21 protein-coding genes are annotated in these 25,329 nt (G+C 73.2%); 16 read left to right on the forward strand and 5 right to left on the reverse strand.

All coding sequences use genetic code 11. From position 1 onward, the window contains the following. Positions 1 to 35 precede the first annotated feature (35 nt). Genes ACH34R_RS12525 through ACH34R_RS12565 form a run of 9 tightly spaced genes read left to right on the forward strand, consistent with a single transcriptional unit; the run spans position 36 to position 12,324 of the window. The gene (locus ACH34R_RS12525) at positions 36 to 1,409 is read left to right on the forward strand and encodes a serine hydrolase domain-containing protein (RefSeq protein ID WP_397561543.1); all 1,374 of its coding nucleotides are present in this window, start codon (positions 36 to 38) and stop codon (positions 1,407 to 1,409) included. 46 nt (positions 1,410 to 1,455) lie between these two features. Beyond that, positions 1,456 to 3,030: an ABC transporter substrate-binding protein gene (locus tag ACH34R_RS12530; RefSeq protein ID WP_397561544.1), complete on the forward strand. Its 1,575-nt coding sequence runs from the start codon at positions 1,456 to 1,458 to the stop codon at positions 3,028 to 3,030. Beyond that, positions 3,030 to 4,001, forward strand: a complete 972-nt coding sequence (locus tag ACH34R_RS12535; RefSeq protein ID WP_397561545.1) for an ABC transporter permease — start codon at positions 3,030 to 3,032, stop codon at positions 3,999 to 4,001. The genes ACH34R_RS12530 and ACH34R_RS12535 overlap by 1 nt, the downstream gene beginning before the upstream one ends. 2 nt (positions 4,002 to 4,003) lie before the next feature. Next, positions 4,004 to 5,845, forward strand: a complete 1,842-nt coding sequence (locus ACH34R_RS12540; RefSeq protein ID WP_397561546.1) for a dipeptide/oligopeptide/nickel ABC transporter permease/ATP-binding protein — start codon at positions 4,004 to 4,006, stop codon at positions 5,843 to 5,845. Then, a complete protein-coding gene (locus ACH34R_RS12545) occupies positions 5,842 to 6,576 on the forward strand; it encodes an ABC transporter ATP-binding protein (RefSeq protein WP_397561547.1) in 735 nt (244 codons plus the stop codon). The genes ACH34R_RS12540 and ACH34R_RS12545 overlap by 4 nt, the downstream gene beginning before the upstream one ends. Next, the gene (locus ACH34R_RS12550; RefSeq protein ID WP_397561548.1) at positions 6,573 to 8,492 is read left to right on the forward strand and encodes a prolyl oligopeptidase family serine peptidase; all 1,920 of its coding nucleotides are present in this window, start codon (positions 6,573 to 6,575) and stop codon (positions 8,490 to 8,492) included. Before ACH34R_RS12545 ends, ACH34R_RS12550 begins: the two co-directional genes overlap by 4 nt. Further along, a complete protein-coding gene (locus ACH34R_RS12555) occupies positions 8,485 to 9,846 on the forward strand; it encodes a serine hydrolase domain-containing protein (protein WP_397561549.1) in 1,362 nt (453 codons plus the stop codon). The genes ACH34R_RS12550 and ACH34R_RS12555 overlap by 8 nt, the downstream gene beginning before the upstream one ends. A gap of 1 nt (position 9,847) precedes the next feature. Beyond that, complete coding sequence (locus ACH34R_RS12560; protein WP_397561550.1) at positions 9,848 to 10,684, forward strand: GNAT family N-acetyltransferase; 837 nt, start codon at positions 9,848 to 9,850, stop codon at positions 10,682 to 10,684. A gap of 56 nt (positions 10,685 to 10,740) precedes the next feature. Further along, complete coding sequence (locus tag ACH34R_RS12565; protein ID WP_397561551.1) at positions 10,741 to 12,324, forward strand: PucR family transcriptional regulator; 1,584 nt, start codon at positions 10,741 to 10,743, stop codon at positions 12,322 to 12,324. On the opposite strand, the gene ACH34R_RS12570 is transcribed toward ACH34R_RS12565, so the two are convergent. From ACH34R_RS12570 to ACH34R_RS12580, 3 genes are read right to left on the reverse strand one after another with little or no spacing between them, the layout of a single operon-like run. Beyond that, positions 12,305 to 14,716: an FtsX-like permease family protein gene (locus tag ACH34R_RS12570; protein WP_397561552.1), complete on the reverse strand. Its 2,412-nt coding sequence runs from the start codon at positions 14,714 to 14,716 to the stop codon at positions 12,305 to 12,307. The two genes, ACH34R_RS12565 and ACH34R_RS12570, sit on opposite strands and share 20 nt — an antisense overlap. Beyond that, positions 14,713 to 15,438: an ABC transporter ATP-binding protein gene (locus ACH34R_RS12575; RefSeq protein ID WP_397561553.1), complete on the reverse strand. Its 726-nt coding sequence runs from the start codon at positions 15,436 to 15,438 to the stop codon at positions 14,713 to 14,715. Before ACH34R_RS12575 ends, ACH34R_RS12570 begins: the two co-directional genes overlap by 4 nt. Then, positions 15,435 to 15,686 (reverse strand): hypothetical protein, encoded by a 252-nt coding sequence (locus ACH34R_RS12580; protein ID WP_397561554.1) that lies wholly within the window; start codon positions 15,684 to 15,686, stop codon positions 15,435 to 15,437. The genes ACH34R_RS12575 and ACH34R_RS12580 overlap by 4 nt, the downstream gene beginning before the upstream one ends. A 210-nt stretch (positions 15,687 to 15,896) precedes the next feature. Between ACH34R_RS12580 and ACH34R_RS12585 the strand changes: the two genes are divergently transcribed. The 4 genes from ACH34R_RS12585 to menC are packed head-to-tail and all read left to right on the forward strand — an operon-like array spanning position 15,897 to position 20,126. Further along, the gene (locus ACH34R_RS12585) at positions 15,897 to 16,928 is read left to right on the forward strand and encodes a dipeptidase (protein WP_397561555.1); all 1,032 of its coding nucleotides are present in this window, start codon (positions 15,897 to 15,899) and stop codon (positions 16,926 to 16,928) included. 20 nt (positions 16,929 to 16,948) lie between these two features. Continuing rightward, positions 16,949 to 18,130 carry a M20 family metallopeptidase gene (locus ACH34R_RS12590; protein WP_397561556.1) on the forward strand — a complete coding sequence of 394 codons (1,182 nt, stop codon included), beginning with the start codon at positions 16,949 to 16,951 and terminating at the stop codon, positions 18,128 to 18,130. Between the two features lie 5 nt (positions 18,131 to 18,135). Beyond that, positions 18,136 to 19,014, forward strand: a complete 879-nt coding sequence (locus tag ACH34R_RS12595; protein WP_397561557.1) for a GNAT family N-acetyltransferase — start codon at positions 18,136 to 18,138, stop codon at positions 19,012 to 19,014. Continuing rightward, the gene (gene menC, locus ACH34R_RS12600; protein ID WP_397561558.1) at positions 19,011 to 20,126 is read left to right on the forward strand and encodes an o-succinylbenzoate synthase; all 1,116 of its coding nucleotides are present in this window, start codon (positions 19,011 to 19,013) and stop codon (positions 20,124 to 20,126) included. The genes ACH34R_RS12595 and menC overlap by 4 nt, the downstream gene beginning before the upstream one ends. A 60-nt stretch (positions 20,127 to 20,186) precedes the next feature. Here the strand turns inward: menC and ACH34R_RS12605 are convergent, their stop codons facing one another. Then, positions 20,187 to 20,852 (reverse strand): MOSC domain-containing protein, encoded by a 666-nt coding sequence (locus ACH34R_RS12605; RefSeq protein ID WP_397561559.1) that lies wholly within the window; start codon positions 20,850 to 20,852, stop codon positions 20,187 to 20,189. Positions 20,853 to 21,005: 153 nt separating this feature from the next. Between ACH34R_RS12605 and ACH34R_RS12610 the strand changes: the two genes are divergently transcribed. Genes ACH34R_RS12610 through ACH34R_RS12620 form a run of 3 tightly spaced genes read left to right on the forward strand, consistent with a single transcriptional unit; the run spans position 21,006 to position 24,780 of the window. Further along, entirely contained in the window at positions 21,006 to 21,740 is a 735-nt protein-coding gene (locus tag ACH34R_RS12610) for an NUDIX domain-containing protein (protein WP_397561560.1), read from the forward strand. Further along, entirely contained in the window at positions 21,737 to 22,894 is a 1,158-nt protein-coding gene (locus tag ACH34R_RS12615) for a 5'-methylthioadenosine/S-adenosylhomocysteine nucleosidase (protein WP_397561561.1), read from the forward strand. The genes ACH34R_RS12610 and ACH34R_RS12615 overlap by 4 nt, the downstream gene beginning before the upstream one ends. Beyond that, positions 22,891 to 24,780 carry a hypothetical protein gene (locus ACH34R_RS12620; RefSeq protein WP_397561562.1) on the forward strand — a complete coding sequence of 630 codons (1,890 nt, stop codon included), beginning with the start codon at positions 22,891 to 22,893 and terminating at the stop codon, positions 24,778 to 24,780. The genes ACH34R_RS12615 and ACH34R_RS12620 overlap by 4 nt, the downstream gene beginning before the upstream one ends. Positions 24,781 to 24,854: 74 nt before the next feature. Here ACH34R_RS12620 and ACH34R_RS12625 read toward each other — a convergent pair whose 3' ends face one another. After that, positions 24,855 to 25,322, reverse strand: coding sequence for a cupin domain-containing protein (locus ACH34R_RS12625; protein ID WP_397561563.1), 468 nt, complete (start codon positions 25,320 to 25,322; stop codon positions 24,855 to 24,857). Between the last annotated feature and the right edge of the window lie 7 nt (positions 25,323 to 25,329).

Below are 25,329 nucleotides of genomic sequence, written 5' to 3' on the forward strand. Positions count from 1 at the left end.
CTACTGTTCACGCAACGTTCCAGGAGGTGACCAGGGTGAAGTCCGAAGAACTGCGGGCACGACTGGCGGAGCACGCGGGCGGGCAGGGCCTCATCGGCGCGGTCCTCGCCGTCCAGCACGGTGACGAGATCACCGAGGCGGCGTACGGCGTACTCGACAAGGAATTCGGCTATCCGGCGACCATCGACTCGATCTTCCAGATCGGGTCCATCACCAAGGTCTGGACCGCGACGCTGATCATGCAGCTCGCCGACGAGGGCCTGCTCGACCTCGACACGCCCGTGGCGCACTACCTGCCGGGCTTCCGGGTCACCGACGAGGCGGCCAGCGCCGCCGTCACCGTGCGGCAGTTGCTCAGCCACGTCGGCGGCTTCGACGGCGACATCTTCGACGACTACGGCGACGGCGACGACGCCGTGCAGCGGTACGTGGACGCCCTGGCCGGGCCCGCCCGGCAGCTCTTCCCGCCGGGGTCGCAGTGGTCCTACTGCAACAGCGGTTACGTGGTGCTCGGCCGGATCGTGTCGGTGCTGACCGGCCAGACCTGGGAGACGGCGCTCCGCGAGCGCATCGTCGCGCCGCTCGGAATGACGTACCTCGCGACCTCACCGGCCGAGGCCATCAGGCACCGCGTGGCCATGGGCCACATCGAGGGGCCGGGCGGCGAACTGGTCAAGGCGCCGATCTGGGGCATGCCGCGCTCCAACGCGCCCGCCGGCGCCACGCTCACCATGGCCGCCCGGGACCTGCTCGCGTTCGCCAGGATGCACCAGCGGCTCGGCCTGGCATCCGACGGCACACGGGTTCTGTCGCAGGAGAGCGCGCTGGCGATGCGCGAGCCGCAGGCCAAGGTGCCGGGTGACGGCCCGCTGGCCGACCACTGGGGCCTCGGGTGGGAACTGTTCCAAGCCGAGAGCGGGCTGATCATCGGCCACGACGGCGGCACGGTCGGGCAGTCCGCGCTGCTGCGCATGGTGCCCGAGCGGGACGTCGCGATCGTGCTCCTCACCAACGGCGGCGGGGTCCACAAGCTGCGCGACCTGGTCGCCGGGCTGCTGGACGAGCTGGCCGGGACCACGCTGCCGCCGTTCCCGGTGCCGCCCGCGGTACCGCCGCAGGTCGATCCGGAGTTCTTCACCGGGCACTACGAGTCCGGGACGATCGCCGCCGACGTCATCAGGGACGGCGACGCGCTGGCCGTCGGCCTGCGGCCGATCGGCCCGGCCGCCACGCTCCCCGAGGACGAGAAGCCGGAGCTCACGCCGGTGGTGCCGCTGAACCGGCGAGCCCTCATCAGCGTCGGACGGCCCCGGGGCTTCCACGAGGTCTACACCTTCATCGGCGACGGCGAGCGGGCCGAGTTCCTGCACATGGGCCGTGCCGTACCCCGGGCCGTGCCCCGCGCCTGAGACGGCCGGCCCATCCCCCACCGCCAGGCGAAGGAGCCCGACGTACATGAGAACCAGGAAGACCAGGACGGCCGCGGCGATCACCGTGATCGGGCTCGCGGCCACCGGATGCGGCGGCACGGCGGGCGGCGGCGGCGGGGGCGGGACCGGCGACACCGTGACGATCTCGATCCCGTCCGACCCGGGCACCCTGAGCCCGATGAACACGTCCGTGTCCATCGCGGTGGCGATGAACAAGTACGCCTACGACCCGCTGGTCAACATCGCCCCCGACGGGAAGGTGATCTCCGGGCTGGCCGAGAAGTGGTCGGCCACGCCGAAGTCGGCGGAGTTCGTCCTGCGCGACGGCGTGACCTGCCAGGACGGCTCCAAGCTGACCGCCTCGGACGTGGCCGCGATGTTCAACCACGTCGCCGACCCCAAGAACGCGGCGGCGCTGATCGGCCTGGCCGTACCGCCCATGGCCAAGGCGGAGGCCGACGACGCGACCCGCACGATCACCCTGAGCCTGGAGAACCCGGCTCCCTTCCTGCTCCAGATGGCGGCCCTGATGCCGATCCCGTGCAAGAAGGGGATGGGCGACCCCAAGGCGCTGGCCCGCACCACCGACGGGACCGGCCCCTACCGCCTTGAGCGGGCGGTGCCCGGCGACCAGTACACCTACGTCAGGCGGGACGGTTACGCGTGGGGGCCCGGCGGCGCGACCGGCGCCGAACTGCCCGCCAAGGTGGTCTTCAAGGTGGTGGCCAACGAGTCCACCGCCGCCAACCTGCTGCTGGCCGGCCAGTTGGACGTGGCCGAGGTCAACGGCCCTGACCGGCAGCGGCTGGACGCCGCCAAGATCGCCTCCCAGGCGCCCATGCTGCCCCTCGGCGAACTCCTCTTCAACGAGGGCAAGGGCCATCCCACCGCCGACTTCGCGGTACGGCACGCGCTGGTCGGCGCGGTGGACCTGAAGCAGATCGGGTCGGTCGCCACCGGCGGGCTCGGCAAGCCCGCCACCAACCTCGGCGAGGTCGCCCCCACCCCCTGCACCGGCGACACGGTCACCGGCAACGTGCCGCCCCACGACCCGGCCAAGGCCGCCGCCTCGCTCACCGAGGCCGGCTGGACCAAGACCGGCGGCGTCTGGACGAAGGACGGCAAGCCGCTGACCATCACCGTGCCCTTCCCCGGCACCAAGGGCCCGCGGGTGACGTCGGCGATGGAACTCATGGCCAGGCAGTGGACCGACTTCGGCGCGAAGGTGACCACCAAGCCGATGCAGCACTCCACGCTGGACGCCATCCTGGCCTCCGACGCCTGGGACATCATCTGGCTGCCGATCGCGGTGCAACTGCCCGACCAGCTCATTCCGTTCTTCGACGGGGCGGCCCCGCCCAAGGGCCAGAACTTCGGCCACGTGGACAACCCCGACTACCGGCGGCTGACCGCCAAGGCCGCCGCCAAGCCCGGCCAGGAGGGCTGCCCGGACTGGGAGGCCGCGAACGCGGCACTGGTCAAGCGGCTCGACGTGCTGACGTTCGTGACCGCGCCCAAGCCGATCTACTACAAGGGCGTGGAATTCCGGCTCGAAGGCGACAGCGTCATTCCGACCAGCCTGCGAAAGACCGCGCGCTGATGGTGTGGCCGCGCAGACCTCCGGCGGCGCGGGGCCCGTGGGCGGGGTTCGCGCTGCGGCGAGTGGTCCGGCTGTTCGTGTCGCTGGCCGTCTTGGTCACCGCGTCGTTCGGGATGATCCACCTCGTCCCGGGCGACCCGGTGCGGGCCGCGCTCGGCGTGACCGCCGATCCGGCCCTGATCGCCGCCCGGCAGCACACGCTGGGCCTGGACCGGCCGCTGCCCGAGCAGTTCTGGAACTTCGTGACCGGCCTGGCCCAGGGGCGGCTGGGCGCGTCGATCACCACCGAGCTTCCGGTGGCGCAGATCGTGGCCGACCGGCTCCCGGCGACGCTGGAGATCGCGCTGCCGGCGTTCCTGGTGACCATGCTGGTCGGGGTTCCGCTGGGCATGGCGGCGGCGGTGGTGACCAGGGAGCGCCGCCGCGGTGAGCTGGCGTTCACCTCGATCACCGGGGCGATCGGCGCGGTTCCGGAGTTCCTGCTGGCGGTGGGGCTGATCGCGCTGTTCGCGGTGGCCCTGCCGGTGCTGCCGGTGGCCTCGCGCGCCGGGCTCGCCTCCTACATCCTGCCGATCCTCTCGCTAGCGCTCGTGCCTGTGGTGATGCTGGCCAGGATCGTGCGGGTGGAGACGCTGAAGGTGCTCGGCGAGGACTACATGCGCACCGCCCGCGCCAAGCTGCTGCCCGCCCGGCTGGTCTACATCCGCCACGCGCTGCCGAACCTGCTGACCTCCTCGCTGACCATCGGCGGGCTGCTGCTCACCTCGCTGATCGCCGGAACCGTGCTGATCGAGAACGTGTTCGCCTGGCCGGGGCTCGGCATGACGATCGTCCAGGCGATCACGCAGAAGGACTATCCGCTGGTGCAGGGCATCGTCCTGGTCTACGGCGCGGCGGCGCTGATCATCACGTTCGCGGTCGATGTGGCGGTGGCCATGGCCGATCCCCGTTCCACGATCCGCGGGAGCTGAGCATGTCCAACGCGTCCTTCGCGCATCGGCTCAGGCGTACGCTCCGCACGCCGCTCGGCGTCACCGCGCTGGTCGCCGTCACGGCGCTGGCGCTGGTCACCGTGCTCGGCCCGGCCCTGCTGGGCGCGGCGGCCGACCGGGTGGACACCTCCGCCATCGGGGGCGGCGGGGCGGGGCACCTGTTCGGCGTGGACCACCTCGGCCGGGACGTCGCGGCCCGCGTGGTGGTCGCCACCGGGCTGACGATCGGGCTCACCCTGCTGGCCACCGCGATCGGGACGGCGGGCGGGCTGCTGCTCGGCGTGGCCCCGGCGATGCTCGGCACGCGGCTGCGGCGCTTCGTCACCGCGACCGTCGGCGTGCTGGTGGCCTTCCCCGGCCTGCTGTTCGTGCTGTTCCTGGCGACGATCTTCGGGCTGGGGTCCACCGGCGCGGTGCTGGCGGTGGGGCTGGCGACGGTGCCGCCCGCCGCCCGGCTGGTGCAGAACCTGACGGCGGGCGTCATCGGCTCGGACTACGTCGCCGCGGCGCGCATCCTGGGCGTGGGCCGGGTCCGGCTGGTCCTGCGCCACGTACTGCCGAACATCGCCGAGCCGGTGGTGCTGTTCACCAGCCAGACCATGGCCCAGATCCTGGTGTCGTTCTCCGGCCTGTCGTTCCTCGGGATCGGCGTGCAGCCGCCGGAGTACGACTGGGGGCGGCTGCTCAACGAGCAACTGGACCAGATCTACGTCCAGCCGATCGTCGCGCTCGCCCCAGGGGCGGCCATCATTCTCGCCGGGCTGACGTTCAGCCTGGTCGGCGAGGTACTCGCCCGAGCGAGCGGCAGTGAATCCTCCCCGCCGTTCGCGCGGGACGAGGTTCCCGCGCCCGCCCCCGCGACGGCTCCGCGCGATGTCCTGCTCCAGGCCGACGACCTGCGGGTCACCTTCCCCGGCGGCCTCACCCCGGTCCGGGGGGTGTCGCTGTCCATCGCCGAGGGCGAGGCGGTCGGCCTGGTGGGCGAGTCCGGGTCGGGCAAGAGCCTGACCGCGCTGGCGCTGGCCGGGCTGGTGCCGCACCCGGGGCGGGTCACCGCCGCCGCGCTGCGCTTCGACGGCGCGGACCTGCTCACCCGGCCGCGTACCGGCACCTCCATGGCCATGGTGTTCCAGGACCCGATGGCATCGCTGAACCCGGCGCTGCGGGTCGGCCGCCAGCTCGCCGAGGTCACCGAGGTCCACCTGGGGCACTCGCGGTCGCAGGCCGCGGCCCGGGCCGTCGACCGGCTCGAAGCGGTGCGCATCCCCGAGCCGGAACGCCGGGCCGGGCAGCGCCCGCACGAGTACTCCGGCGGCATGCGGCAACGGGCCATGATCGGCATGGGCCTGATGGGCGAGCCGAAACTGATCATCGCCGACGAGCCCACCACCGCGCTGGACGTGCTGGTCCAGCAGCAGGTGCTGGACCTGCTGGCCAAGGTCCGCGCCGAGTCCGGCGCGGCGCTGATCCTGGTCTCGCACGACATCGCGGTCGTCGCCCAGGTCTGCCGGCGGGTCATGGTCATGTACGGCGGACGGGTCGTGGAGGAACTGCCCGTGGAGAAACTGCGCACCGGAGCCGCCCACCCCTACACCCGGGCGCTGGTCGGAGCGGTCCCCACGATGTCCACAGACCGGGAGAGCAGGCTGGCGACCATCCCGGGCCGCCCGCCCGAACCGGCCGAGCGGCCCGGGGGCTGCGCCTTCGCGCCGCGCTGCGCGCTGGCGACGGACCGCTGCCTGCGCGAGACGCCGGCGCTCGAAGACCACGGCACGGCGGGCCGGGTCGCCTGCTGGCACCCGGTCGCGGAGGTGGTCGCGTGAGCTCGCTGTCGGTCCGCGGGGTGACCGTGCGTTATGACCGGTTCGTCGCGGTGCGCGAGGTGGATCTCGATGTCCCGGACGGGACCGTGACCGGCCTGGTCGGCGGGTCGGGCTGTGGCAAGTCCACGCTCGGGAAGGCCACCGTGGCCCTGGCCCCGGTGGTGTCCGGGCAGATCATGGTGGACGGGCGGAAGATCGCCGGGCGGCCGGGGCGCGGCCCGGTGCAGCTCGTCTTCCAAGACCCCTACGCCTCACTCGATCCGCGCATGACCATCGGCGCCGCCGTCGCCCAGGGACTGCCCCGCACCGGGCGGGCGGCCAGGGAGAAGGAGGTGGCCCGGTACCTGGAGCTGGTCGGGCTGGACCCCGCGCGCGCGGAGCTGAGCCCGCGGGCGCTGTCCGGCGGGCAGCGGCAGCGGGTCGCGCTGGCCCGCGCGCTCGCCGCCCGGCCCGGTGTGCTGGTCGCCGACGAGATCACTTCGGCGCTCGACGTGTCCGTGCAGGGCGCGATCCTCAACCTGCTGCGCGATCTCCAGCGCGAGATGGGGTTCGCGATGCTGTTCATCTCGCACAACCTCGCCGTGGTCCGGTACCTGGCCGACCAGGTCGCGGTGATGGACGCCGGGCGGATCGTCGAGCACGGAACGGCCGGCGAGGTCTTCCAGCGCCCCGCCCACGAAACGACCCGCACTCTGCTGTCCTGCGTGCCCACGTTGGAGGAGACCCCTTGAGCAGGCCACTGGCCATCGACGACCTGTACCGCTTCGCCCTACCGGACGATCCGGACCTGTCCCCGGACGGCGAGCGCGTCGTCTACACCCTGACCACCCAGGACGCTGAGAACGACCGGCCGGTCTCCTGCCTGTGGGAGGTCCGCGCGGACGGCGGGCCGCCGAGGCGGCTGACCCGCGGCCCGGCCGACTCCTCGCCGCGCTGGTCCCCCGACGGGACCTCGGTGGCGTTCCTGCGCGAGGGCAGGCTGCACCTGCTGCCGGCCGCGGGCGGCGAGGCCGTGCCGGTGGGCGGCGACGACCACCCGCACGGGGCGCCCGTCTGGAGCCCGGACGGCACCAGGATCGCCTTCTCCGCGCTCGTCCCCCGGAAGGACGCGAACGCGCCGGTCGTCGTCGACCGGCTCTGGTACAAGGCCGACGGGGCGGGGCTGCTCGGGCAGGGCGGCGTCCACATCTTCGTCATCGACGTCGCCACCGGCGACACGCGGCGGCTCACCGGCGGCGACATCCGGGCGGGCGTTCCCGCGTGGTCCCCTGACGGCACCCGCCTGGCCTTCGCCGCCGCGGTCGCCGACGACCGCGACCTGACCGGCGCGTACCCCGTCCATGTGATCGACGTCGCCGCCGAGGGCGCGGAGCCGCGCGCGGCCGGTTTCACCTCCGGTATGGCCGGGGAGGTGCTCTGGTACCCGGACGGCACGGCGCTGCTGGTGTCGGGGCGTACGACGGTCACGTCCGGGCACGAGGAGCTGTTCCGCCAGCCGCTGGACGGGCCTGCGCCGGTGCCGCTCACCGCGTCCCTGGACCGCAACGTGATGACCGGCGGGCCCGGCTACCCGGGCGCGCGGCCCGCCTTCGTGGGCGACGACATCCTCTTCTGCGCCCGCGACCGGGGGGTCACCCGCCTGTACCGGGCGGACGCCGGCGGCGTCACCGAACTCCCGCTGCCCGCCGGGACCGGGATCGGCGGCTGCTCCGTCGCGGCCAAGGCGGGCCGGGCGGCGCTGATCACCGCGGACGGCGCGACGTTCGGCGAGGTCGCGCTGCTCGACCTGGGCACCGGCGAGGTGGCCGCGCTGACCGGGCACACGGCCGACGCGCTGCCCGATGTCACGTTCTACCCGGTGACCGAGCGGGAGTTCACCATCTCCGACGGCACGCGCGTGCACGGGTTCGTCATCCGCGACCCGCAGGCCCCGAGGGGCGGTCCGCTGCTGGTGGACGTGCACGGCGGCCCGCACAACGCGTGGGCGCCGCACGCCGACCCCGCGCACCTCTACCACCAGGAACTGGCGCGGCGCGGCTGGACGATCCTGGCGCTGAACATCCGCGGCAGCGACGGCTACGGCGAGGACTTCTTCACCGCCGCGGTGGGCGCCTGGGGCGAGGCCGACGAACGGGACATCCTGGAGCCGGTACGCGAGCTGATCGGCGAAGGGCTCGTCCATCCGCGCGGGATCGCGCTCACCGGCTACAGCTACGGCGGCTTCATGTCCTGCTGGCTGTCGGCGCGCAGCGACGTGTTCGCCGCCGTCGTACCTGGCGGGGTGGTCACCGACCTGCGCAGCGACGCCGGCACGGCCGACATCGGCCCGCCGCTGACCGAGATCGAGATCGGCGGCCTCGACCGGCAGGCCGAGCTGTCCCCGCTGACCTACGTGGACGGCGTACGCGCGCCCACCCTGATCCTGCACGGCGACGCCGACGAGCGGTGCCCGGCCGGGCAGGCGGAGGAGTGGTTCCACGCCCTGCGGGTGCGCGGGGTGCCGGTCCGCCTGGTCCGGTATCCGGGCGCGTCCCACCTGTTCATTCTCACGGGCCGCCCGTCCCACCGGGCCGACTACTGCCGTCGCGTCGTGGACTGGGTGACCGAGCACACCGTACTCGACGGCAGAGGAGCCGATCATGACTGAACCGGGGGCCGAGCACTGGCAGGCCCGTCTCACCGAGCTGGCCAAAAGGCACAAGGTACCGGGCGCGAGCCTCGGCATCCTCTTCCGCGGGGAGCTGACCGAGGCCGCCACCGGCCTGGCCAACGTGGACGCGGGCATCGAGGCGACCACCGAGACCCTGTGGCAGATCGGGTCGATCACCAAGGTGTGGACCGCGACCGTCGCGATGGCCCTGGTCGACGCGGGCGAGCTCGCCCTGGACGAGCCGATCGCGTCGGTGTTCCCCGAGCTTCGGCTGGCCGGCGACGACCTCACCAAGTCCGTGACGCTGCGGCACCTGCTCAGCCACACCAGCGGCATCGACGGCGACGTGTTCGACGACACCGGCCGCGGGGACGACTGCCTGGAGAAGTACGTCGCGCTGCTGGACGGCGTGGCGGCGATCCACCCGCTGGGCGCCACCATGTCGTACTGCAACTCCGGATTCCCGCTGCTCGGCCTGATCCAGGAGCGGCTGACCGGCATGCGGTGGGACGAGCTGATGCGCGAGCGGCTGTTCCGCCCGCTCGGGCTCACCCACACGGTGACGCTGCCGGAGGAGGCGCTGCGGTTCCGGGCCGCCGCCGGGCACTTCGGCGACCCGCCGGTGGTCGCGCCGCAGTGGGTGCTGCCCCGCTCGATGGGACCGGCCGGGCTGATCTGCTCGACCCCCAAGGACGTGCTGACGTTCGTCAGGATGCACCTGGACGGCGGCGTCGCCGCCGACGGCTCACGGGTGCTGTCCGAGGAGAGCGCGGCGCTGATGCGGACCGAGCAGGTCAGGCTGCCCGACCCGTACCTGCTCGGCGACGCCTGGGGACTCGGCTGGATCCTGAACGGCTGGGACGGCAGGCGGCTGTTCGGGCACGGCGGCAACACCATCGGGCAGTCGGCGTTCCTCCAGGTGCTTCCCGACGCGGAGCTGGCGGTCTGCCTGCTGACCAACGGCGGCGACCCCGACGCCCTCTACCGGGACCTGTACCGGGAGATCTTCGCCGAACTGGCGGGCGTGGCGATGCCCGCCCCGATCGCGCCCGCCGAGCAGGAGGTGCCGTTCGACCCCGCCGAGCTGACCGGCGTGTACGAGCGGGCGTCGGTGCGCTTCACGGTCGTCTTCGAGGACGGGAAACTGGTCATGCGGACGCTGGCCACCGGCCCCCAGGCGGAGCTGTCGGAGCACCCGGAGACCGAGAGCGTGCTCTACCCCGCCGAGCCCGGCGTGTTCGCCACCCACGTGGAAGGGCGCAAGGAGTGGGTCCCGGTGGTGTTCTACTCGCTGAACGACGGCTCCCGGTACCTGCACCACGGGGGCCGGGCCACCCCGAAGGCCGGCTGAGGTGGCCGACAACGACCCGTGGGAGGCCGCTGGCCAGGCCGCGGCCGACGCCGGTGTGACCATCAGGGAGTTGCACGACCTTGATGAGACCCACCAGGCGTGCCGGCTGATCGAGCGCGTGTGGCGGACCGGGGCGGGCAATCCGCTGATGACCCCCGAGCTGCTGCGCGTGCTGTCCCACTCCGGCGGGTACGGCGCGGTGGCCTACGAGGGCGAGCGGATGGTCGGGGTGTCGGTAGGGCTGCTGGCCACCGTGGGGCTGCACTCGCACATCACCGCGGTGGAGGGCACCTCCCGGGGCCGCAACGTGGGCTTCGCCCTCAAGCTGCACCAGCGGGGCTGGGCGATCGACCGCGGCATCCCCGCGGTGACCTGGACGTTCGACCCACTGGTGAGCCGCAATGCCTACTTCAACCTGGCCAAGCTGGGGACGGTGCCCACGGAGTACCTGCCGAACTTCTACGGCGTGATGCACGACGAGGTGAATGCGGGCACCGACACCGACCGGTTGCTGGTCCGCTGGGACCTTTCCGGCGATCCGGTGCGAGTGCCGGGCCCGCGCCGCGACAGCGTCGTGATCGGGCTGGACTCCGGGCCCGGTGAACGGCCCGCGGCCGGGCGTACCGACGGCGACGTGGTGATGGTCCGCGTGCCGTCCGACATCGAGGCGCTACGGCGACGCGATCCGTGGGGGGCCCGGGAGTGGCGTTCGGCGGTCCGCGACGTGCTCGGCGGGCTGATGGCCAAGGGCTGGAACGTCACCGGTTTCGCCAGGGACGGGTGGTACGTGGTGGAGCGCCCGGCCGGTCCCGACGGGGATATCCTGCTTCGGGAGTAGCAGGAAAGGCACCACATGAACCGCGACACCCCCGTCCGCGCGGACGCCCCGACGTCGTGATCTCACCGCCGAAGTCCGTGCTGGGCCGGATCATCGACGACCTCGGCTCGACCCTGGTCGAGGTCGTCGCGGGCGAACCGGACCCGTCCCGCCCGGTCGGCGGCGTGCTCATCCACGACCCGCTCGACGAGCCCTCCGGCATCCCGGACCCGCTGGTCCTCGGGGTCGGCGTCTACGGGGCGGGCGAGGTCGCCGCGCTGGTCGAGCGGTCGGCGGCGCTCGGGGCGGCGGCGGTGATCGTACGCTCCCCGGTGGAGGTGGACGGCCGGCTGAAGGAGGCGGTGGCCGAGTCCGGCGTGCCGGTGCTCGGCCTGACGCCCGGCGCGTCGTGGGCGCCGATCTCCGCGCTGCTGCGGTCGCTGCTCGCGGTCGACGAGGCGGGCGAGGCGCACACCACCGGAGAGCCGCTGGCCGGAGACCTGTTCGCACTGGCCAACGCGACGGCCGCGCTGCTGGACGGCCCGGTTACGGTCGAAGACCGCAACGGCCGGGTGCTGGCGTTCTCCAGCAGGCAGGACGAGGGCGACGAGGCCCGCATCGCGACCATCCTGGAACGCCAGGTGCCCTACGACAAGCTCCGCATGCTGGAGGAGCGCGGCGCGTTCCACGAGCTGTACAGCAGCGACCGCCCGGTCTACCTGGACACCATCGTGGACAAGCCCCGGGTGGCGATCGGCATCCGGGCCGGTGGCGAGATCCTGGGCTCGATCTGGGTCGTGGTACGCGAGCCGCTGACCGAGGACCGCGACCGCTCCCTCATGGAGGCGGCGAAGGTGGCCGCTCTGCACCTGCTCGGCCGCCGGGCCGGGGAGGACGTCGGCGGCAGGCTCCGCGCCGACCTGCTGGCCAAGGTCCTGGAGGGCGGCTCCGGCGCGGCGGACGCGGCGGCCAGGCTCGGCCTTTCCGCGCATCCGGCCTGCGTCCTGGCGCTGGCGGTGACCGGGCAGTTCTCCGGGCCGGACCGGGTGGCGGTGGCGCAGCGCGCCTGCCAGGCGCTCACCCTGCACCTGAGCGCCGTGCATCCGCAGGCGGCCACCGCCCAGCTCGACGAGATCGTGTACGCGATCCTGCCCGCCGCCTCCGACGAGGCCGCGCTGCGGGTGGCCCAGACCTTCCTGGAGCGGATCGGCGTGCGGGTCTCGGCGGTCATCGGCCTCGGGCGGACCGCGGCGCGGCCGGCCGAGCTGCGCAGGTCGCGGACCGAGGCCGACCGGGCGCTGCGGGTGCTGCGGTCGGGGCGCTCACCGCTGCGGGCGGCCCGGCTGACCGACGTGTGGGTGCCGTCCCTGCTGCTGGAGGTGGCCGACCGGGTCTCGGTCGAGGACGACCTCTCCGGCGCGGCGGTGACCCGGCTGCGCGCGTACGACGCCCAGCACGGCACCGCGCTCACCGAGACCCTGTCCGCATGGCTGGACACCTTCGGCGACGTGATCGCCGCCGCCGCGGCGGTACACGTCCACCCGAACACCTTCCGCTACCGGCTCAAGCGGCTGGCAGAGGTGGCCGGACTCGACCTTTCCGATCCCGAGGCCCGATTCGAGGCCATGCTGCACCTCCGCCTCACCAAACCCGGCGGGTAGCGCGCCCGGGCAGTTCCACGGCGAGCCATACGATCAGGCCCACCACCAGCACCAGCGCGGGCACCAGCCAGTACGGCCCGGGGGGCAGCGGAGCGGCCAGGAAGCCGATGCTGAGCAGGGCCAGCGGCACGACGGCGAGCACGATCCCGGCCACCGATGCCCCGGCGCCGATCATCGCGGCCTCGACGCGGAGCATCCGCCGCAACTGGCGCGGCGTGGCGCCGAGCCGGCGCAGGCCGTCCAGTTCCTCGCGCCGCCCGGTGGTGGTGGCCACCAGCCGGTTGGCCACCGCGACCAGGACGTAGGCCAGCAGTACGCCGAGCACGGCAAGGTTCACCAGCGACTGGGCGGACGCCTCGCCCGCCTGCGGCCCGTCGGTGCTCTCGCTGACCGCCACGCCCGGCCAGCGCGCGAGCAGCGGGCCGAGGTCGGCCGGGCGGGCGAGGACAGCCGAGTCCAGGCCGGTCGTGGTGTGCGCCCGGGCGAGATCGCGGGAGACCACGATCGGGCCGAAGCCGAGCGCGCGCCGGTAGGTGGCCACCACGCGGGCCTCGACCCGCGCGCCGTCGCCCATCACGAGGTCCAGGCGCTGTCCCACCTCGCCCACCCGCTCGTCGAGCGCGACAGCAGGCCCCCGCAGGTCGCGCAGCCGGCCGGCCGCCAGGCCGAGGTCCACCAGGCCCTCGGCGTCCGGGCCGAGCGCCATGACCGGCCGGGCCATCAGGGTCGGGTCGTCGCCGAACTGCAACGGCTCGGTGGCCACCGTGGTCATCGTCATCCCGGCCGCCCGGGTGCGCGTGCGCACGTCGGCGAGCAGGTCGCGCGGGATGCCGCCGAGCCCCGGGGCGGTGATGGTGACCAGGCCGGACATCGCCTGCGCGGTCTCGTCCGACCGGGCCCGGTCCAGCGTGCTCTGCGTGAACACCACGCTCAGGCCGAGGGTGACGACCATGCCGAGGGCGGCGATCGCGCCCGCCGTGCGCAGGGCGTGGCCGTGGGTGTTGTGCACCGCGAGCCAGGCCGGGCCGCGCAGCCGGGACACCAGGGGCGAGGCCGCGACGGCCCCGGCCGCCCGCTGGACCAGCCGGGGGCCGGCCAGCGCCAGGCCGATCACGGCCAGGATGGCGGCCATGGAGGGGCCGACCGCGGCGACCTCGGTCCGGACCAGCAGCGGCGCGGCCGACAGCACCAGCGCGCCCGCGATGAGCAGCAGTCCGGCGTTCGTGCGGGCCCGGGAGGGCGGCCGGAGGCCGGCGATGCCGGACACGACCGGCAGTTGGGAGATCCGCAGCGAGGCGGCCCAGGAGGCGACCCGTACCACGCCGAGCAGCAGCAGCGCGGCGGCGAGGGCCGGCAGCGGCCCGTACACCAGCGGCTGGTCGGCGCGCAGCGCGCCGATCGTCACCAGCAGGTCGCCGAAGCGGGCGGCCAGGTAGTAGCCGAGCGCCGCGCCGGGGAGCAGGGCGAGCCCGGCGGCGATCGTGCCCTGCAAACCCACCACCCGGCGCACCTGGCGCGGGGTCGCCCCGGCGCCGCGCAGCAGGGCGAGGTCCCGGCGCTGCCGGTTGATCGACAGGGACATCCCGCCGCCCACCACGAAGCCGACGATCAGCAGGCTGATGCCGCCGATCGAGCCGGGCAGCACCAGCAGCAGGGTCCGCCCGGCGGCTGCGCCAGGGGACTCGGCGTCGGCCCGGTCGCGGCCGGTGGTGACCTGGTATTTCGCGCCGATCCGGTCCTTGATCCGCGCGGCGAGTTCGCCGGGGTCCACGCCCGGGTCCGCCCGGACGGCGACGAGATCGACGGTGCCGGCGCGGAGGCCGGACGTCCGGCCCGCCAGCGCGGCGGCGGTGGCGTCGGAGAAGTAGATGCCGGGGGCGTCCACCAGGGCCGTCACCCGGTACGTGCCGGGCACGCCGCCCGCCGTGATCCGCACCCGCCCGCCGACCTGGCCATCGCGCAGCGCGACCTCCTCATCCGCCCGCGGCGCACGCCCCCCGACGATCCGCCCGCCGCTGAACGCCAACGACGCCCACCCATGCCCTGCCGCAGCCGGGTCAGGGCCCCCGGAGGCGGGGGCGGGCAGGGCGGCGGGGAAGGAGAGGTCTCCGGTGGCCGCGGCGACGCCGGGGATGGCGGCGATTTGGCGGGTGAGGGTGGCGGGTACGGTGGCGCGTTCGGGGAGGGCGAGCGGCAGGTCCTCCGCGCGCCGGATGGACTGCGGGGCGGAGACCACCACGTCGGCCCCGGCCAGCCGTACGGCGGGCTGGGACCGGAACCCCGAGTCCATGATCACTCCGGCGCCGGTCACCAGGGCCACGCCGCCGAGCACGGCCACGAAGACCACGGCGAGCCCGCCGATCCTGGCCATGGCCAGCGACAACCTGATCACGACACCGGCTCCCTGCCAAGGTGGGTCAGCCGTACGGCCAGGTCCTCCGGGGCGGGCGCGTTGAGCACGTCGACCACCCTGCCGTCGGCCATGACCAGCGTGTCGTGGGCGCGGGCCGCGGCGTTGGGGTCGTGCGTGACCATGACCACGGTCTGGCCCAGGTCGTCCACCAGTTCGCGCAGCAGGGTGAGCACCTGGGCGGCGCTGCGCAGGTCGAGCGCGCCGGTGGGTTCGTCGGCGAACACCACGTCGGGCCGGGCGGCCAGCGCGCGGACGATCGCCGCCCGCTGCTGCTGCCCGCCGGACAGCTCGGCGGGCCGGTGGTGCAGCCGCTCGCGCAGGCCGACCCGGTCCACCAGTTCGCCGAGCCAGTCCAGGTCGGGGCGCAGGCCCGCGAGACGCAGCGGCAGCGTGATGTTGTCCTGGACGGAGATCGTGGGCAGCAGGTTGTAGGACTGGAAGACGAAGCCGATGTGCTTTCTGCGCAGTTCGGTACGCCGGGTCTCCGACATGCCGCTGACGTCCACGTCACCGATCAGGACCGAGCCCGACGTGGGCGGGTCGAGCGCGGCGGCGCAGTGCAGCAGCGTGCTCTTGCCCGACCCCGAGGGCCCCATGACCGCCACGAACCTGCCACGCGGGAACGCCAGTGACACCTCGTCGAGCGCGACCACGTCGCCGTAGCGCTTGGTGACCTCGCGCAAGGTGACGACGGCGGTCATGACCGGCGCCGCTTCACGTAGTGCACGATCAGCCCGATGATCGCGCCGAGGCCGACGACCCCGGCGGCCAGCCCGAGCGGCGTCACCTCGTCACCCGCGACGATGTTGGACAGCACGTTGGCCGCGACGCTGATGGCGAGCACGATCCACAGCAGGGTCACCTTGGCGGAGCCCGGCGTGGGCGATCCGGATGGCGACGGCCGGCGGGAGGGCGGCTGGGAGAGGTCGATGCGATAGGGATCCGTCATGTCAGCAACGCTAGGAATTTCGCGCCGCTCACAAAAACCCGCTAACCACCCGATATCGGCTACAGCCTGCTGTACCCCGCGCCTCCGCCACCTCTCCGGCGACGAAAGCGGACACGGATTCTTCGTCGGATCCGACGAAGCCACCCCTGCCCGCACTGCCTAGGGTCGGCAGGGCCACCAGCCCGCCCCGCGATCCCGATCGGAGTCCTCATGCCCACCGACGCGTCCCGCCTCCACCGCGAAGCCGTGGTCGCCGACACGCACAACGACCTGCTGATGGCCGTGACCGTCCGGCCGCCCGGCCAGTGGGCGGACTACTTCCGCGCCCGCTGGCTGCCGCAGCTTCGCACGGGCGGCGTGAACGTGCAGGTGCTCCCGGTGTTCTCCGGCTGGGATCACGAAACGGACGGCGCGCTGAAACGGACCCTGCGGATGATCGAGGCGGCGCACCGGCTCGCGGAGGGCAACGCCGACGCCGTCGCGCTGTGCCGGGACGCGGCCGAGATCGACGCCGCGCTGGCCGGCGGGCGCGTCGCCCTGGTGCTGGCCCTGGAGAGCTGCACCGGCATCGGCTCGGACGTCGAACTGTTCGCGACCCTGTACCGGCTCGGCGTACGCGTCGCGTCCCTCACGCACATGGGACGCACCGCGTTCGCCGACGGCAGCGGCGAGGACGCGACGGGCGGCCGGCTCACCGCCGCGGGCGTGGCGGCCGTCGCGGAGATGCACCGGCTCGGCATGCTGCTCGACGTGTCGCACCTCGGCGCGGGCGGCGTCGGGCACGTACTCGAACTGGGCCACGGCCCGGTGATCGCCACGCACTCCAGCGCCCGGGCGCTGCGCGACCACCACCGCAACCTGACCGACGCGCAACTGCGCGGCATCGCCGCGACCGGCGGCGTGGTGTGCGTCAACTTCTTCGCCTCGTTCCTGCACGAGACCGAGCACACGGTGGACAAGATCGTCGATCACATCGAGCACATCGCCGGCGTGGCCGGGATCGACCACGTCGGCCTGGGCCCCGACTTCCTCAAGGAGGTGGACGCCGACCTGACCCCGCCGTGGAGCGACGGCATGGAGGTGGAAGGACTCGACGTCCACGCCTGCGTACCCGGCCTGGAAGGCCCGGCAGGGCTCCCGCTGGTCACCGAGGCCCTGCTGCGCCGGGGTTTCACCGAGGAGGACACGGCCAGGGTGCTCGGCGGCAACGTCCTCGCGCTGCTGCGCCGGGTGCTTGGATGAGGACGCGTGAGGGAGAAATGATGGACGATTTCACCGCGGCACTGCCCGCCATGCTGGCCGACCTGGAAACCCTGGTCACCTGTGAGACCCCTTCGGCCGACCTCGCCGCGCTGGCCAAGGGCGCGGAGGTCACCGCCGAGGTCGGCACCCGGCTGCTCGGCACACCGCCCGAGCGGATCACCGTCGGCGGCCGGACCCACCTGCGCTGGGACTTCGGCGACGCCCCGGCCCGGGTGCTGTTGCTCGGCCACTACGACACGGTGTGGCCGATCGGCACCCTGGAGCGCATCCCCTGGTCGGTGACCGGGGGCGTGGTCCGGGGGCCGGGCTGCTTCGACATGAAGGCCGGCCTGGTCATGATCTTCCACGCGCTCGCCGCGCTGCCGGACCGGGCCGGGATCACCGTGCTGGTCAACGCGGACGAGGAGATCGGCTCGCCGACGTCGGGGGCCCTGGTCGAGGAGAACGCGCGTGGCCGTACCGCGGCCCTGGTACTGGAGCCGAGCGCCGACGGCGGCGCACTGAAGATCGCCCGCAAGGGCGTCGCCCGGCACACGGTCGAGGTGCGCGGGCGGGCGGCGCACGCCGGGCTGGAGCCGGAACGCGGCATCAACGCCCTGGTCGAGGCGGCCCACCAGGTGCAGGTCATCGCGGCGCTGGCCGATCCCGGGGTGGGCACCACCGTCACGCCCACGATGATGTCGGCGGGCAGCGCGGGCAACACCGTGCCCGCGCTGGCCGGCGTCGAGATCGACGTGCGGGCGGCCACCGCGGCCGAACAGCTCCGGGTGGAGACGGCCCTGGCCGGGCTGCGCCCGCGCACGCCGGGGGCGTCGCTGCGGTCCTCGACGAGCGTGAGCATCCCGCCGCTGGAACGCGCGGCGTCGGCCGGGCTGTTCGACCTGGCCCGGCGGGTCGCCGCCGGGCGGGGCACCGAACTGCGCGGCGTCGCCGTCGGCGGCGGCTCGGACGGCAACCGGACGGCCGCGGCCGGCACGCCGACGCTCGACGGGCTCGGCGCGGTCGGCGGCGGCGCGCACGCCGATGACGAGCATGTGGTGGTGTCCGAGCTGCCGGGCCGTACCGGCCTGCTGGTCGCGCTGCTTTCCGAACTGCTCGGCGGAACGTCCGGCACGACGAAATCGGCCCCCGGTTTTGTGCCGACCGGACCAGGTGAGGACGACGGGAGGCCAGCACGATGAGTCCCATGACACGTTTATCCGCACCCTTGTCCGCCACGGCCGAAGCAGCGGCAGAAGCGGCGCACGCGGCGGCCGGCCGGAGCGGGGTCCGTGTCGCCGAGCTGCGCGAGACCACCGATCTACAGCGGCTGTGCGCGCTCTTCGGGACCATCTGGCGGGCCGAGCCCGGCGGCGAGCCGCCGATGATCACGAGCTTCCTGCGGGCGCTGTGCCATACCGGCAACTACGTGACGGGCGCGTTCGACGGCGATGAGATGGTCGGCGCGTGCGTCGGCGTCTACGCCGAGCCCGCCGGGGAGGTGCTGCACTCCCACATGGCCGGGGTCGCGGCCTCGGCCCGGGCCAGGAACATCGGCTACACGCTCAAGCTGCACCAGCGGGCCTGGGCGCTGGCCCGCGGCATCAACCGGGTGACCTGGACCTACGACCCGCTCATCCGGCGCAACGCGCATTTCAACATCACCAAACTGGGCGCGCTGCCGACCGCGTACTTCACCGACTTCTACGGCCCCATGGAGGACGCGGTCAACGGCGGCACGCCCACCGACCGGGTGCTGGTCGAGTGGCGGCTGAACTCCGGACGGGCCGTGACGGCCGCGTCCGGCGTCCGGGTGCCCGCGCCCATGGTGGACGCGCCGAAGGTGCTGAGCGTCGGCCCGGACGGGCTGCCGCTGCACGACCCGGCGGCCGTGCGGTCCGGCTCGTCCGTCGTGCTCGCCGAGGTGCCCGCCGACATCGAGCGGATGCGGCGCACCGATCGCGCGAACGCCGACGCCTGGCGGGCCGCGGCGCGCGAAGTCCTCGGCGGCCTGCTCGGGGCGGGCGCCGCGGTCACCGGTTTCAGCCCCGCCAACTGCTATGTCATCGACCTGGAGGCATCGTGAAGATCACCGGAGTTGAGCTGCGGCGCGTGCAGATGCCGCTGGTCGCCCCGTTCCGCACGTCGTTCAAGGAAGAGCTCCACCGCGACATCCTGCTCGTCCGGGTGGTCACCCCCGAGGCCGAAGGCTGGGGCGAGTGCGTCACCATGGAGAGCCCGCTGTACTCCGAGGAGTACACCGACGGGGCCGCCGAGGTGATGCGCCGCTTCCTCATCCCGGCGCTGACCGCCCGTCCCGGCCTGGACGCCAACCGGGTCGCGCCCACGCTGGCGAAGTTCAAGGGCCACCCGATGGCCAAGGCCGCGCTGGAGATGGCGGTGCTGGACGCCGAGCTGCGGGCGGCCGGGGTGTCCTTCGGCCGCTACCTCGGGGCGGTCCGCGACGAGGTCAGGTGCGGGGTCTCGGTCGGCATCATGAACTCGGTCGGCGAGCTTCTCGACGCGGTCGCCGGATACCTCGACGAGGGCTACCTCCGGATCAAGCTGAAGATCCAGCCCGGCTGGGACATCGCCCCGGTGCGCGCGGTCAGGGAGCGGTTCGGCGACGACGTACCGCTCCAGGTGGACGCGAACGCCGCCTACGCCCTCACCGACGCGCGGACCCTCGCCCGGCTGGACGAGTTCGACCTCGAACTGATCGAGCAGCCGCTCGCGGCGGGCGACCTGTACCAGCACGCCGCGCTGGCCAAGCAGGTGCGCACGCCCATCTGCCTGGACGAGTCGATCAAGTCGGCCGAGGACGCGGCGCTGGCCCTGGCCATCGGCGCGTGCTCGATCGTGAACATCAAGCCGGGCCGGGTCGGCGGATACCTTGAGGCCCGCCGCATCCACGACCTGTGCCAGGCCAATGGGATCGCCGTGTGGTGCGGCGGCATGCTGGAGACCGGCCTCGGCCGGGCCGCCAACGTGGCGCTGGCCGCGCTGCCGGGGTTCACCCTGCCCGGTGACACCTCCGCCTCCCGCCGCTACTACGCGGCCGACATCACCGAGCCGTTCGTGCTGCGTGACGGCACGCTGGCGGTGCCCAGGGAACCGGGTCTTGGGGTGTCCCCGCTGGCCGACCGGCTGGCGGAGGTCACCTCCGACACCGAGTGGGTGCGCGCCGACGCGGCCTGACCCTTCTCGGCGGCGGCCCGGACCCGTGTTCACGCGGGGCCGGGCCTTCGCCGTGCGGGGTCAGGGGCCGTCGTGGTACTTGGCCATGTGGTTGCGCACGTAGGACAGTTGCTCGCTTTCCATCCAGGGCGCGGCGACCAGCATCTTCGGCAGCTCCGCGCGCTCGGTCGTGACGGCGCGGAACAGCCTGGCGACCGTGACGTCGTGCTCCGGGCGGTGGACCACCTCGATCGCGTCGCCGGTGCGCAGTTCGCCGGGTTCGATCACCCGCAGCATGGCGCCTGACGAACCGCTCTGGGTGAACCGCCGCACCCAGCCCTTCTCGGCGAGCCAGCCCGCGAAGGTCCGGCAGGGGATGCGCCCGCCGGTCACCTCCAGCACCACCTCGGGCCCGACCCGCCAGCGCTCGCCGACCAGCACGTCGTTCAAATCGACGCCGATCGTGGTGAGATTCTCGCCGAACGTCCCGTTCGGCAGCGGGCGGCCCAGCTCGTGCTCCCAGCGGTCCAGGTCCTCGCGGGCGAACGCGTAGACGGCGCGGTCGTCGCCGCCGTGCATGCGGATGTCGCACACGTCGTCGCCCGCCATGCCGCTCCCCTGCGCACCGGGCGCGGCCACCCGTACCGGACCTTCCACCGGGCGCTTGTCGATCCCGGTCGCGCCGGAGGGCGCATCGGTGTAGGGGACGGGTTTGGCGCGCCCGACGTTCAGGCTGAGAATCTTCATACTCGCAGGTTAGGTCAATTCCGGGCGCTTCGATTCCACGGCTTATACACCATGCGGCGGCGCTTCGGCAGGCTCCGCACATTCTCGGTTGGCATTCCAGATATTCCCTGAAGGTTAGTTTCTGTCAGAGTGACAAGAAGCTAGTCTGACGTCATGAACGACGACTCCTGGCAAACGCCCATCGTCATGCTCGCCGTCGACCTGGTGATCTTGACGTTGCGGCGGTCGCGGCTGCACATCCTGCTGGTCGAGCGGGGCGTCGAGCCGCACCGGGGCGCCCTGGCGCTGCCCGGCGGGTTCCTGCGGCACCTCGACGAGGAGATCCCCGACGCCGCCCGCCGGGAGCTGGCGGAGGAGACCGACCTGGACATCGAGACCGTTCACCTGGAGGAGTTCCGGGTGTACGGGTCTCCGGGCCGCGATCCCCGGGGCCGTGTGGTGTCGGTGGCCTTCCTGGCGATCGCGCCCCGGCTGCCGGAGCCGACCGCCGGGACCGACGCCGCCGCCGCCCGGTGGCAGCCGGTGGACGGCGTACTCGCCGGGGACGTACGGCTCGCGTTCGACCACCGGCGGATCGCCGCGGACGGCGTCGAACGGGCCCGCGCCAAGATCGAGTACTCCGCGCTCGCCACCGCGTTCTGCGGGCCCACCTTCACGATCACCGAGTTGCAGGAGGTGTACGAAGCAGTGTGGGGAATCCAGCTAGATCCCCGTAACTTCTACCGCAAGGTGCAGAAGACCGACGGTTTCATCATCCCGGCGGGCACCGAGCGAAAGGCCGCCACCGGCCGGCCGGCCCGGCTGTTCCGGGCCGGTCCGCACAAGACCCTCTACCCGCCGATGGTCCGTCCCGTCGTGTCGGCGGCCTTAACCGGAGAAGGCACATGAGCCCGTCGCCGATCGTGATCCTCACCGCACTGGATCTCGAATACCAGGCGGTTCGCGGCCGGATGTCCGGCCCGCGCGTACACCGGCACCCACAGGGCACCCGCTTCGAGGTCGGCCGGCTGGCCGACGCGGGGTGCGAGGTCGCCCTGGGCCACGTCGGCAAGGGCAACCAGTCCGCGGCGGTGCTGGCCGAACGCGCCATCCAGGAGTTCGCCCCTGCGGCGCTGCTGTTCGTCGGGGTGGCCGGCGCGCTGCATTCCGACATCGCCCTCGGCGACGTGGTGGTCGCCACCCACATCTACGCCTTCCACGGCGGGACCAGCGAGGACGACGGGTTCAAGAGCCGTCCCCGGGTCTGGGAGACCTCGCACGCCGCCGAGCAGATCGCCAGGCACATCGCAAGGACCCATTCCTGGGTCCGGTACCTGCCGGAGTACACCCCGGAGCCGGAGATCCACTTCGGGCCGATCGCCGCCGGCGAGGTGGTGCTCAACTCCGCGACCTCCGCGTACGCCCACTGGATCCGGGACAACTACAACGACGCGCGGGCGATCGAGATGGAGGGCGCGGGCATCGCCCAGGCCGCGCACCTGAACGGATCGCTGCCGGTGGTCGTCGTGCGCGGCGTCAGCGACCGCGCCGACGGCAGCAAGGAGGTCACGGACCGCGCGCAGTGGCAGCGCCGCGCCGTGGTCAACGCGGCGGCCTTCGCCGCCGCCCTGGCCGGGGAACTGGCGGCCGAGCACGCCGCCGGGACCCTGCCGTCCCAGACCCCGACCCCGAGGATTCCGGAGATGCGCGGGACGACCGAGAACATCGCGATGGGCAACGCCCAGGTGGGCGTGCAGGCGGGCGTCGTGCACGGCGGCATCCGGATCACCTCCGAGCCGCCCCTGCCGGCCGACCTGCCCCAGGCGCTCGACGCGCTGCGCGCCCGGCTCCGCCGCGCACTGGCCGAGGGCCAGGTGGACCAGGTGACCTACGACGCCGTGGAGGGCGAGCTGACCGTTGCGGACGAGGCACTGCGCGGCGGTGCCCAGCCGAGCACGGTGACGGTGGCGCTGCGGAAGGTCCGGGGGCTCATCGGCGACGTCTCCAGCCTGGCCACGGCGCTCGCGGCGGCCATCACCCTGGCCCAGGGACCGCCGTCATGACCGGGCCGGAGCAGGGGGTGACGAACAGCGCGGCCGGCTCGGCGAGCGTCGGGGTGCAGGCCGGGGTGGTCCATGGCGACGTCAACAACTACATGGTGTCGCCGGACGCCACGCCCGAGGAGAAGTTCCGCACCGGCCTGCGGTACCTGGAGGGCGGCATGGCCAGGCGGGCCAGGGAGCTGATCTACGCGGCGTTCGCCGCCGGGCACCGCACCGACGAGGTCTGGTTCCACTGGCTGCTCGCCCTGGTCAGCGGCCGGACGCGGCGCGAGCTTTCGGACGAGGAGACCGCCTCGCTGCGCGCCGAGCCCGGAGGGCTGCGCCGGACCGGCGACGGCGCCTGGACGGACGGCGTACGGACCGTGCGCAGGCTGCTGAACTGCGCGGAAGACCCCAGGGCCGACCTGCGGGCGGTGTTCAAGGAGCTGGACGCGCTGGGCGAGACCCAGAAGGCGCTGATCGTGCGGCACCTGGGCACGTTCCTGGAGGGCCCGCTGCACGACCAGATGTGGGATCGCGGGCTGGCCCGCGCCAGGCGCGAGTGGCGGGCCCATGATCGGTCCGGCCGGTGCTGGAAGTTCTTCGAGCCGGAGCCGCTGCCGCCCCGGCCCTACGAGCCGCCACCGCCCCGCACCCCCGGCGTCGTACTCGCGCGGGTGACCGCGCTGGCGGTGGTCACTGTCCTGCTGGCCGTCTCGCTGGGGTTCCTGCTGGTGACGACCGGGGCGCTGCTCGGCTTCCTCGGCTACCTGGTGACCCTCGCCGGGTGCTACCTCACCCTGCGGGAGATCATGACCCGGCGGCTGCGGGCGGCGCTGCGCGACCCGGTGCGGCCCGCTCCCCGGCGGACGCCGGCCGGCGGTTTCGCCAAGAAGGTCGATAAGCGGTTCCTGCACTACTTCGCGAAGTACACGCCGCCCGGCATGGATCGCGGGGTCTGGATGGAGATGACCGCGGGGGTGCGGCGGAAGATCCGCGATGAGATCGTGCACACGTACCGGGAGAGCAGAGTCGGCGTCGGCCGGATCGACTGGCTGATCCGGTACCGGGTGTCGGAGGTGCGCGAGCGGTGGCGTAACGGCCCGCCGGAGCCGCCCGCGCCGTCTTCCGCGGCGATGCTGGGGCCGGTCGCCCTCCTCACGCTCGGGGCCGTCATCACGCTGACCGGCACGGTCGCGGACACCACCACGTTGCTGCTCCTCACCGGGGTGGCCGGGATGCTCACCGCGCGCGACGGGGTGGACATCGCGGTGGAGCACCGTCGGCATGCTTTCGAGCGGCGGGAGGGCCGGCGCGTGCTGGCCGCCGGCCAGGCCGCCTTCCTGCGGTGGCGGCAGAAGCTGGCCGACCGGCCCCAGGACCGGGAGATGGCCGCCTGGCTGGACTGCGACCGGAAGATCCTGCTCAACGACGCGCTGCGGCACTACAAGCTGGCCATGAGTGAGATCATCGCCTACGGCTTCATCGACTCCCCCGCCCCGGCGACCTCGCGCGCCCGGGTGCGGGGCGGTCCGTGGCGCTACCGCGACTACGAGATCATGCTCTTCCTCCTCACCAGGGACGGGGTCCGCCAGGTCACCACCGAGCTGGACTTCGAGGCCGGCGAGTTCTCCGGCGGGCAGCGGACCAACTACCGGTTCGAGTCGATCGCGGCGGTACGCGTCCGGCAGACGGCGGGCCAGCCGTGGACCTTCGAGTTGTCGCTGGTCAACGGGCAGCACATCACCATCCCGGTGGACGGGCTCGGGGTGGAGGAGTTGCAGCAGGGCGAGGTCCCGGGGACGGTCGCCGAGGCCACCCTGGACGCGGCCGGGGTCCACCACACCCTGCATGTGCTGGAGGGGATCGCGGCCGGCGGCAAGCAGTGGAGGAACCGCGCCCACTGAACGGCCGTCGAACGGCAGGGCCGTGACGTCCCGCCGACCCGGGGGCCGGCGGGACGACGGCCTCGCCGAGATCATCAGCGGGGCGGGCCCACGACGATCTGGCCGTAGGCGTCGGCGGCGGCGGCCAGCGCCTCCTTGGAGATCTCGAACCCGTCCGGCCTGGGGGTGGACATGTCCCGCCCGGCCTGGCGGAACATGCCCTCGATGCCGCCGGGAGTGGCGATCATCAGCAGGTCGGCCCGGTCGGAGGTGATCCGGTAGCCGTGCGGGATGTTCCTGGGCAGGTAGACGATGCCGCCCTCGGACAGTTCCATCTCCTCGTCGCCGACCCACAGCAGGGCGGTGCCCTTGATCAGCAGGAAGACCTCGTCCTCGCGGGTGTGCATGTGGAACGGCGGGGCCTCGTCCTTGGGGACGTCGAACCGGCCGACGGTGAGCCGCCCGTCGGTCGCGGACGCGTCCAGCAGGACGGAGAAGACGCCGCCCTCCAGCCATTCGAGCTTCTGCTGCCGCTCCGGCTGGGCCAGGTAGGGAATGCTCATGGTGTGC

The sequence above is a fragment of the Spongiactinospora sp. 9N601 genome (assembly GCF_044326295.1).
In the GTDB taxonomy this organism is placed as follows: Bacteria; Actinomycetota; Actinomycetes; order Streptosporangiales; family Streptosporangiaceae; genus Spongiactinospora; species Spongiactinospora gelatinilytica.

Excerpts from the sequence above, each read along its gene's own strand:
- ACH34R_RS12530 (WP_397561544.1), top strand. The coding sequence starts at position 1,456 with ATGAGAACCAGGAAGACCAGGACGGCCGCGGCGATCACCGTGATCGGG.
- ACH34R_RS12535 (WP_397561545.1), top strand. The coding sequence starts at position 3,030 with ATGGTGTGGCCGCGCAGACCTCCGGCGGCGCGGGGCCCGTGGGCGGGG.
- ACH34R_RS12540 (WP_397561546.1), top strand. The coding sequence starts at position 4,004 with ATGTCCAACGCGTCCTTCGCGCATCGGCTCAGGCGTACGCTCCGCACG.
- ACH34R_RS12555 (WP_397561549.1), top strand. The coding sequence starts at position 8,485 with ATGACTGAACCGGGGGCCGAGCACTGGCAGGCCCGTCTCACCGAGCTG.
- ACH34R_RS12575 (WP_397561553.1), bottom strand. The coding sequence starts at position 15,438 with ATGACCGCCGTCGTCACCTTGCGCGAGGTCACCAAGCGCTACGGCGAC.
- ACH34R_RS12580 (WP_397561554.1), bottom strand. The coding sequence starts at position 15,686 with ATGACGGATCCCTATCGCATCGACCTCTCCCAGCCGCCCTCCCGCCGG.
- ACH34R_RS12585 (WP_397561555.1), top strand. The coding sequence starts at position 15,897 with ATGCCCACCGACGCGTCCCGCCTCCACCGCGAAGCCGTGGTCGCCGAC.
- ACH34R_RS12590 (WP_397561556.1), top strand. The coding sequence starts at position 16,949 with ATGGACGATTTCACCGCGGCACTGCCCGCCATGCTGGCCGACCTGGAA.
- ACH34R_RS12595 (WP_397561557.1), top strand. The coding sequence starts at position 18,136 with ATGACACGTTTATCCGCACCCTTGTCCGCCACGGCCGAAGCAGCGGCA.
- ACH34R_RS12605 (WP_397561559.1), bottom strand. The coding sequence starts at position 20,852 with ATGAAGATTCTCAGCCTGAACGTCGGGCGCGCCAAACCCGTCCCCTAC.
- ACH34R_RS12610 (WP_397561560.1), top strand. The coding sequence starts at position 21,006 with ATGAACGACGACTCCTGGCAAACGCCCATCGTCATGCTCGCCGTCGAC.
- ACH34R_RS12615 (WP_397561561.1), top strand. The coding sequence starts at position 21,737 with ATGAGCCCGTCGCCGATCGTGATCCTCACCGCACTGGATCTCGAATAC.
- ACH34R_RS12620 (WP_397561562.1), top strand. The coding sequence starts at position 22,891 with ATGACCGGGCCGGAGCAGGGGGTGACGAACAGCGCGGCCGGCTCGGCG.
- ACH34R_RS12625 (WP_397561563.1), bottom strand. The coding sequence starts at position 25,322 with ATGAGCATTCCCTACCTGGCCCAGCCGGAGCGGCAGCAGAAGCTCGAA.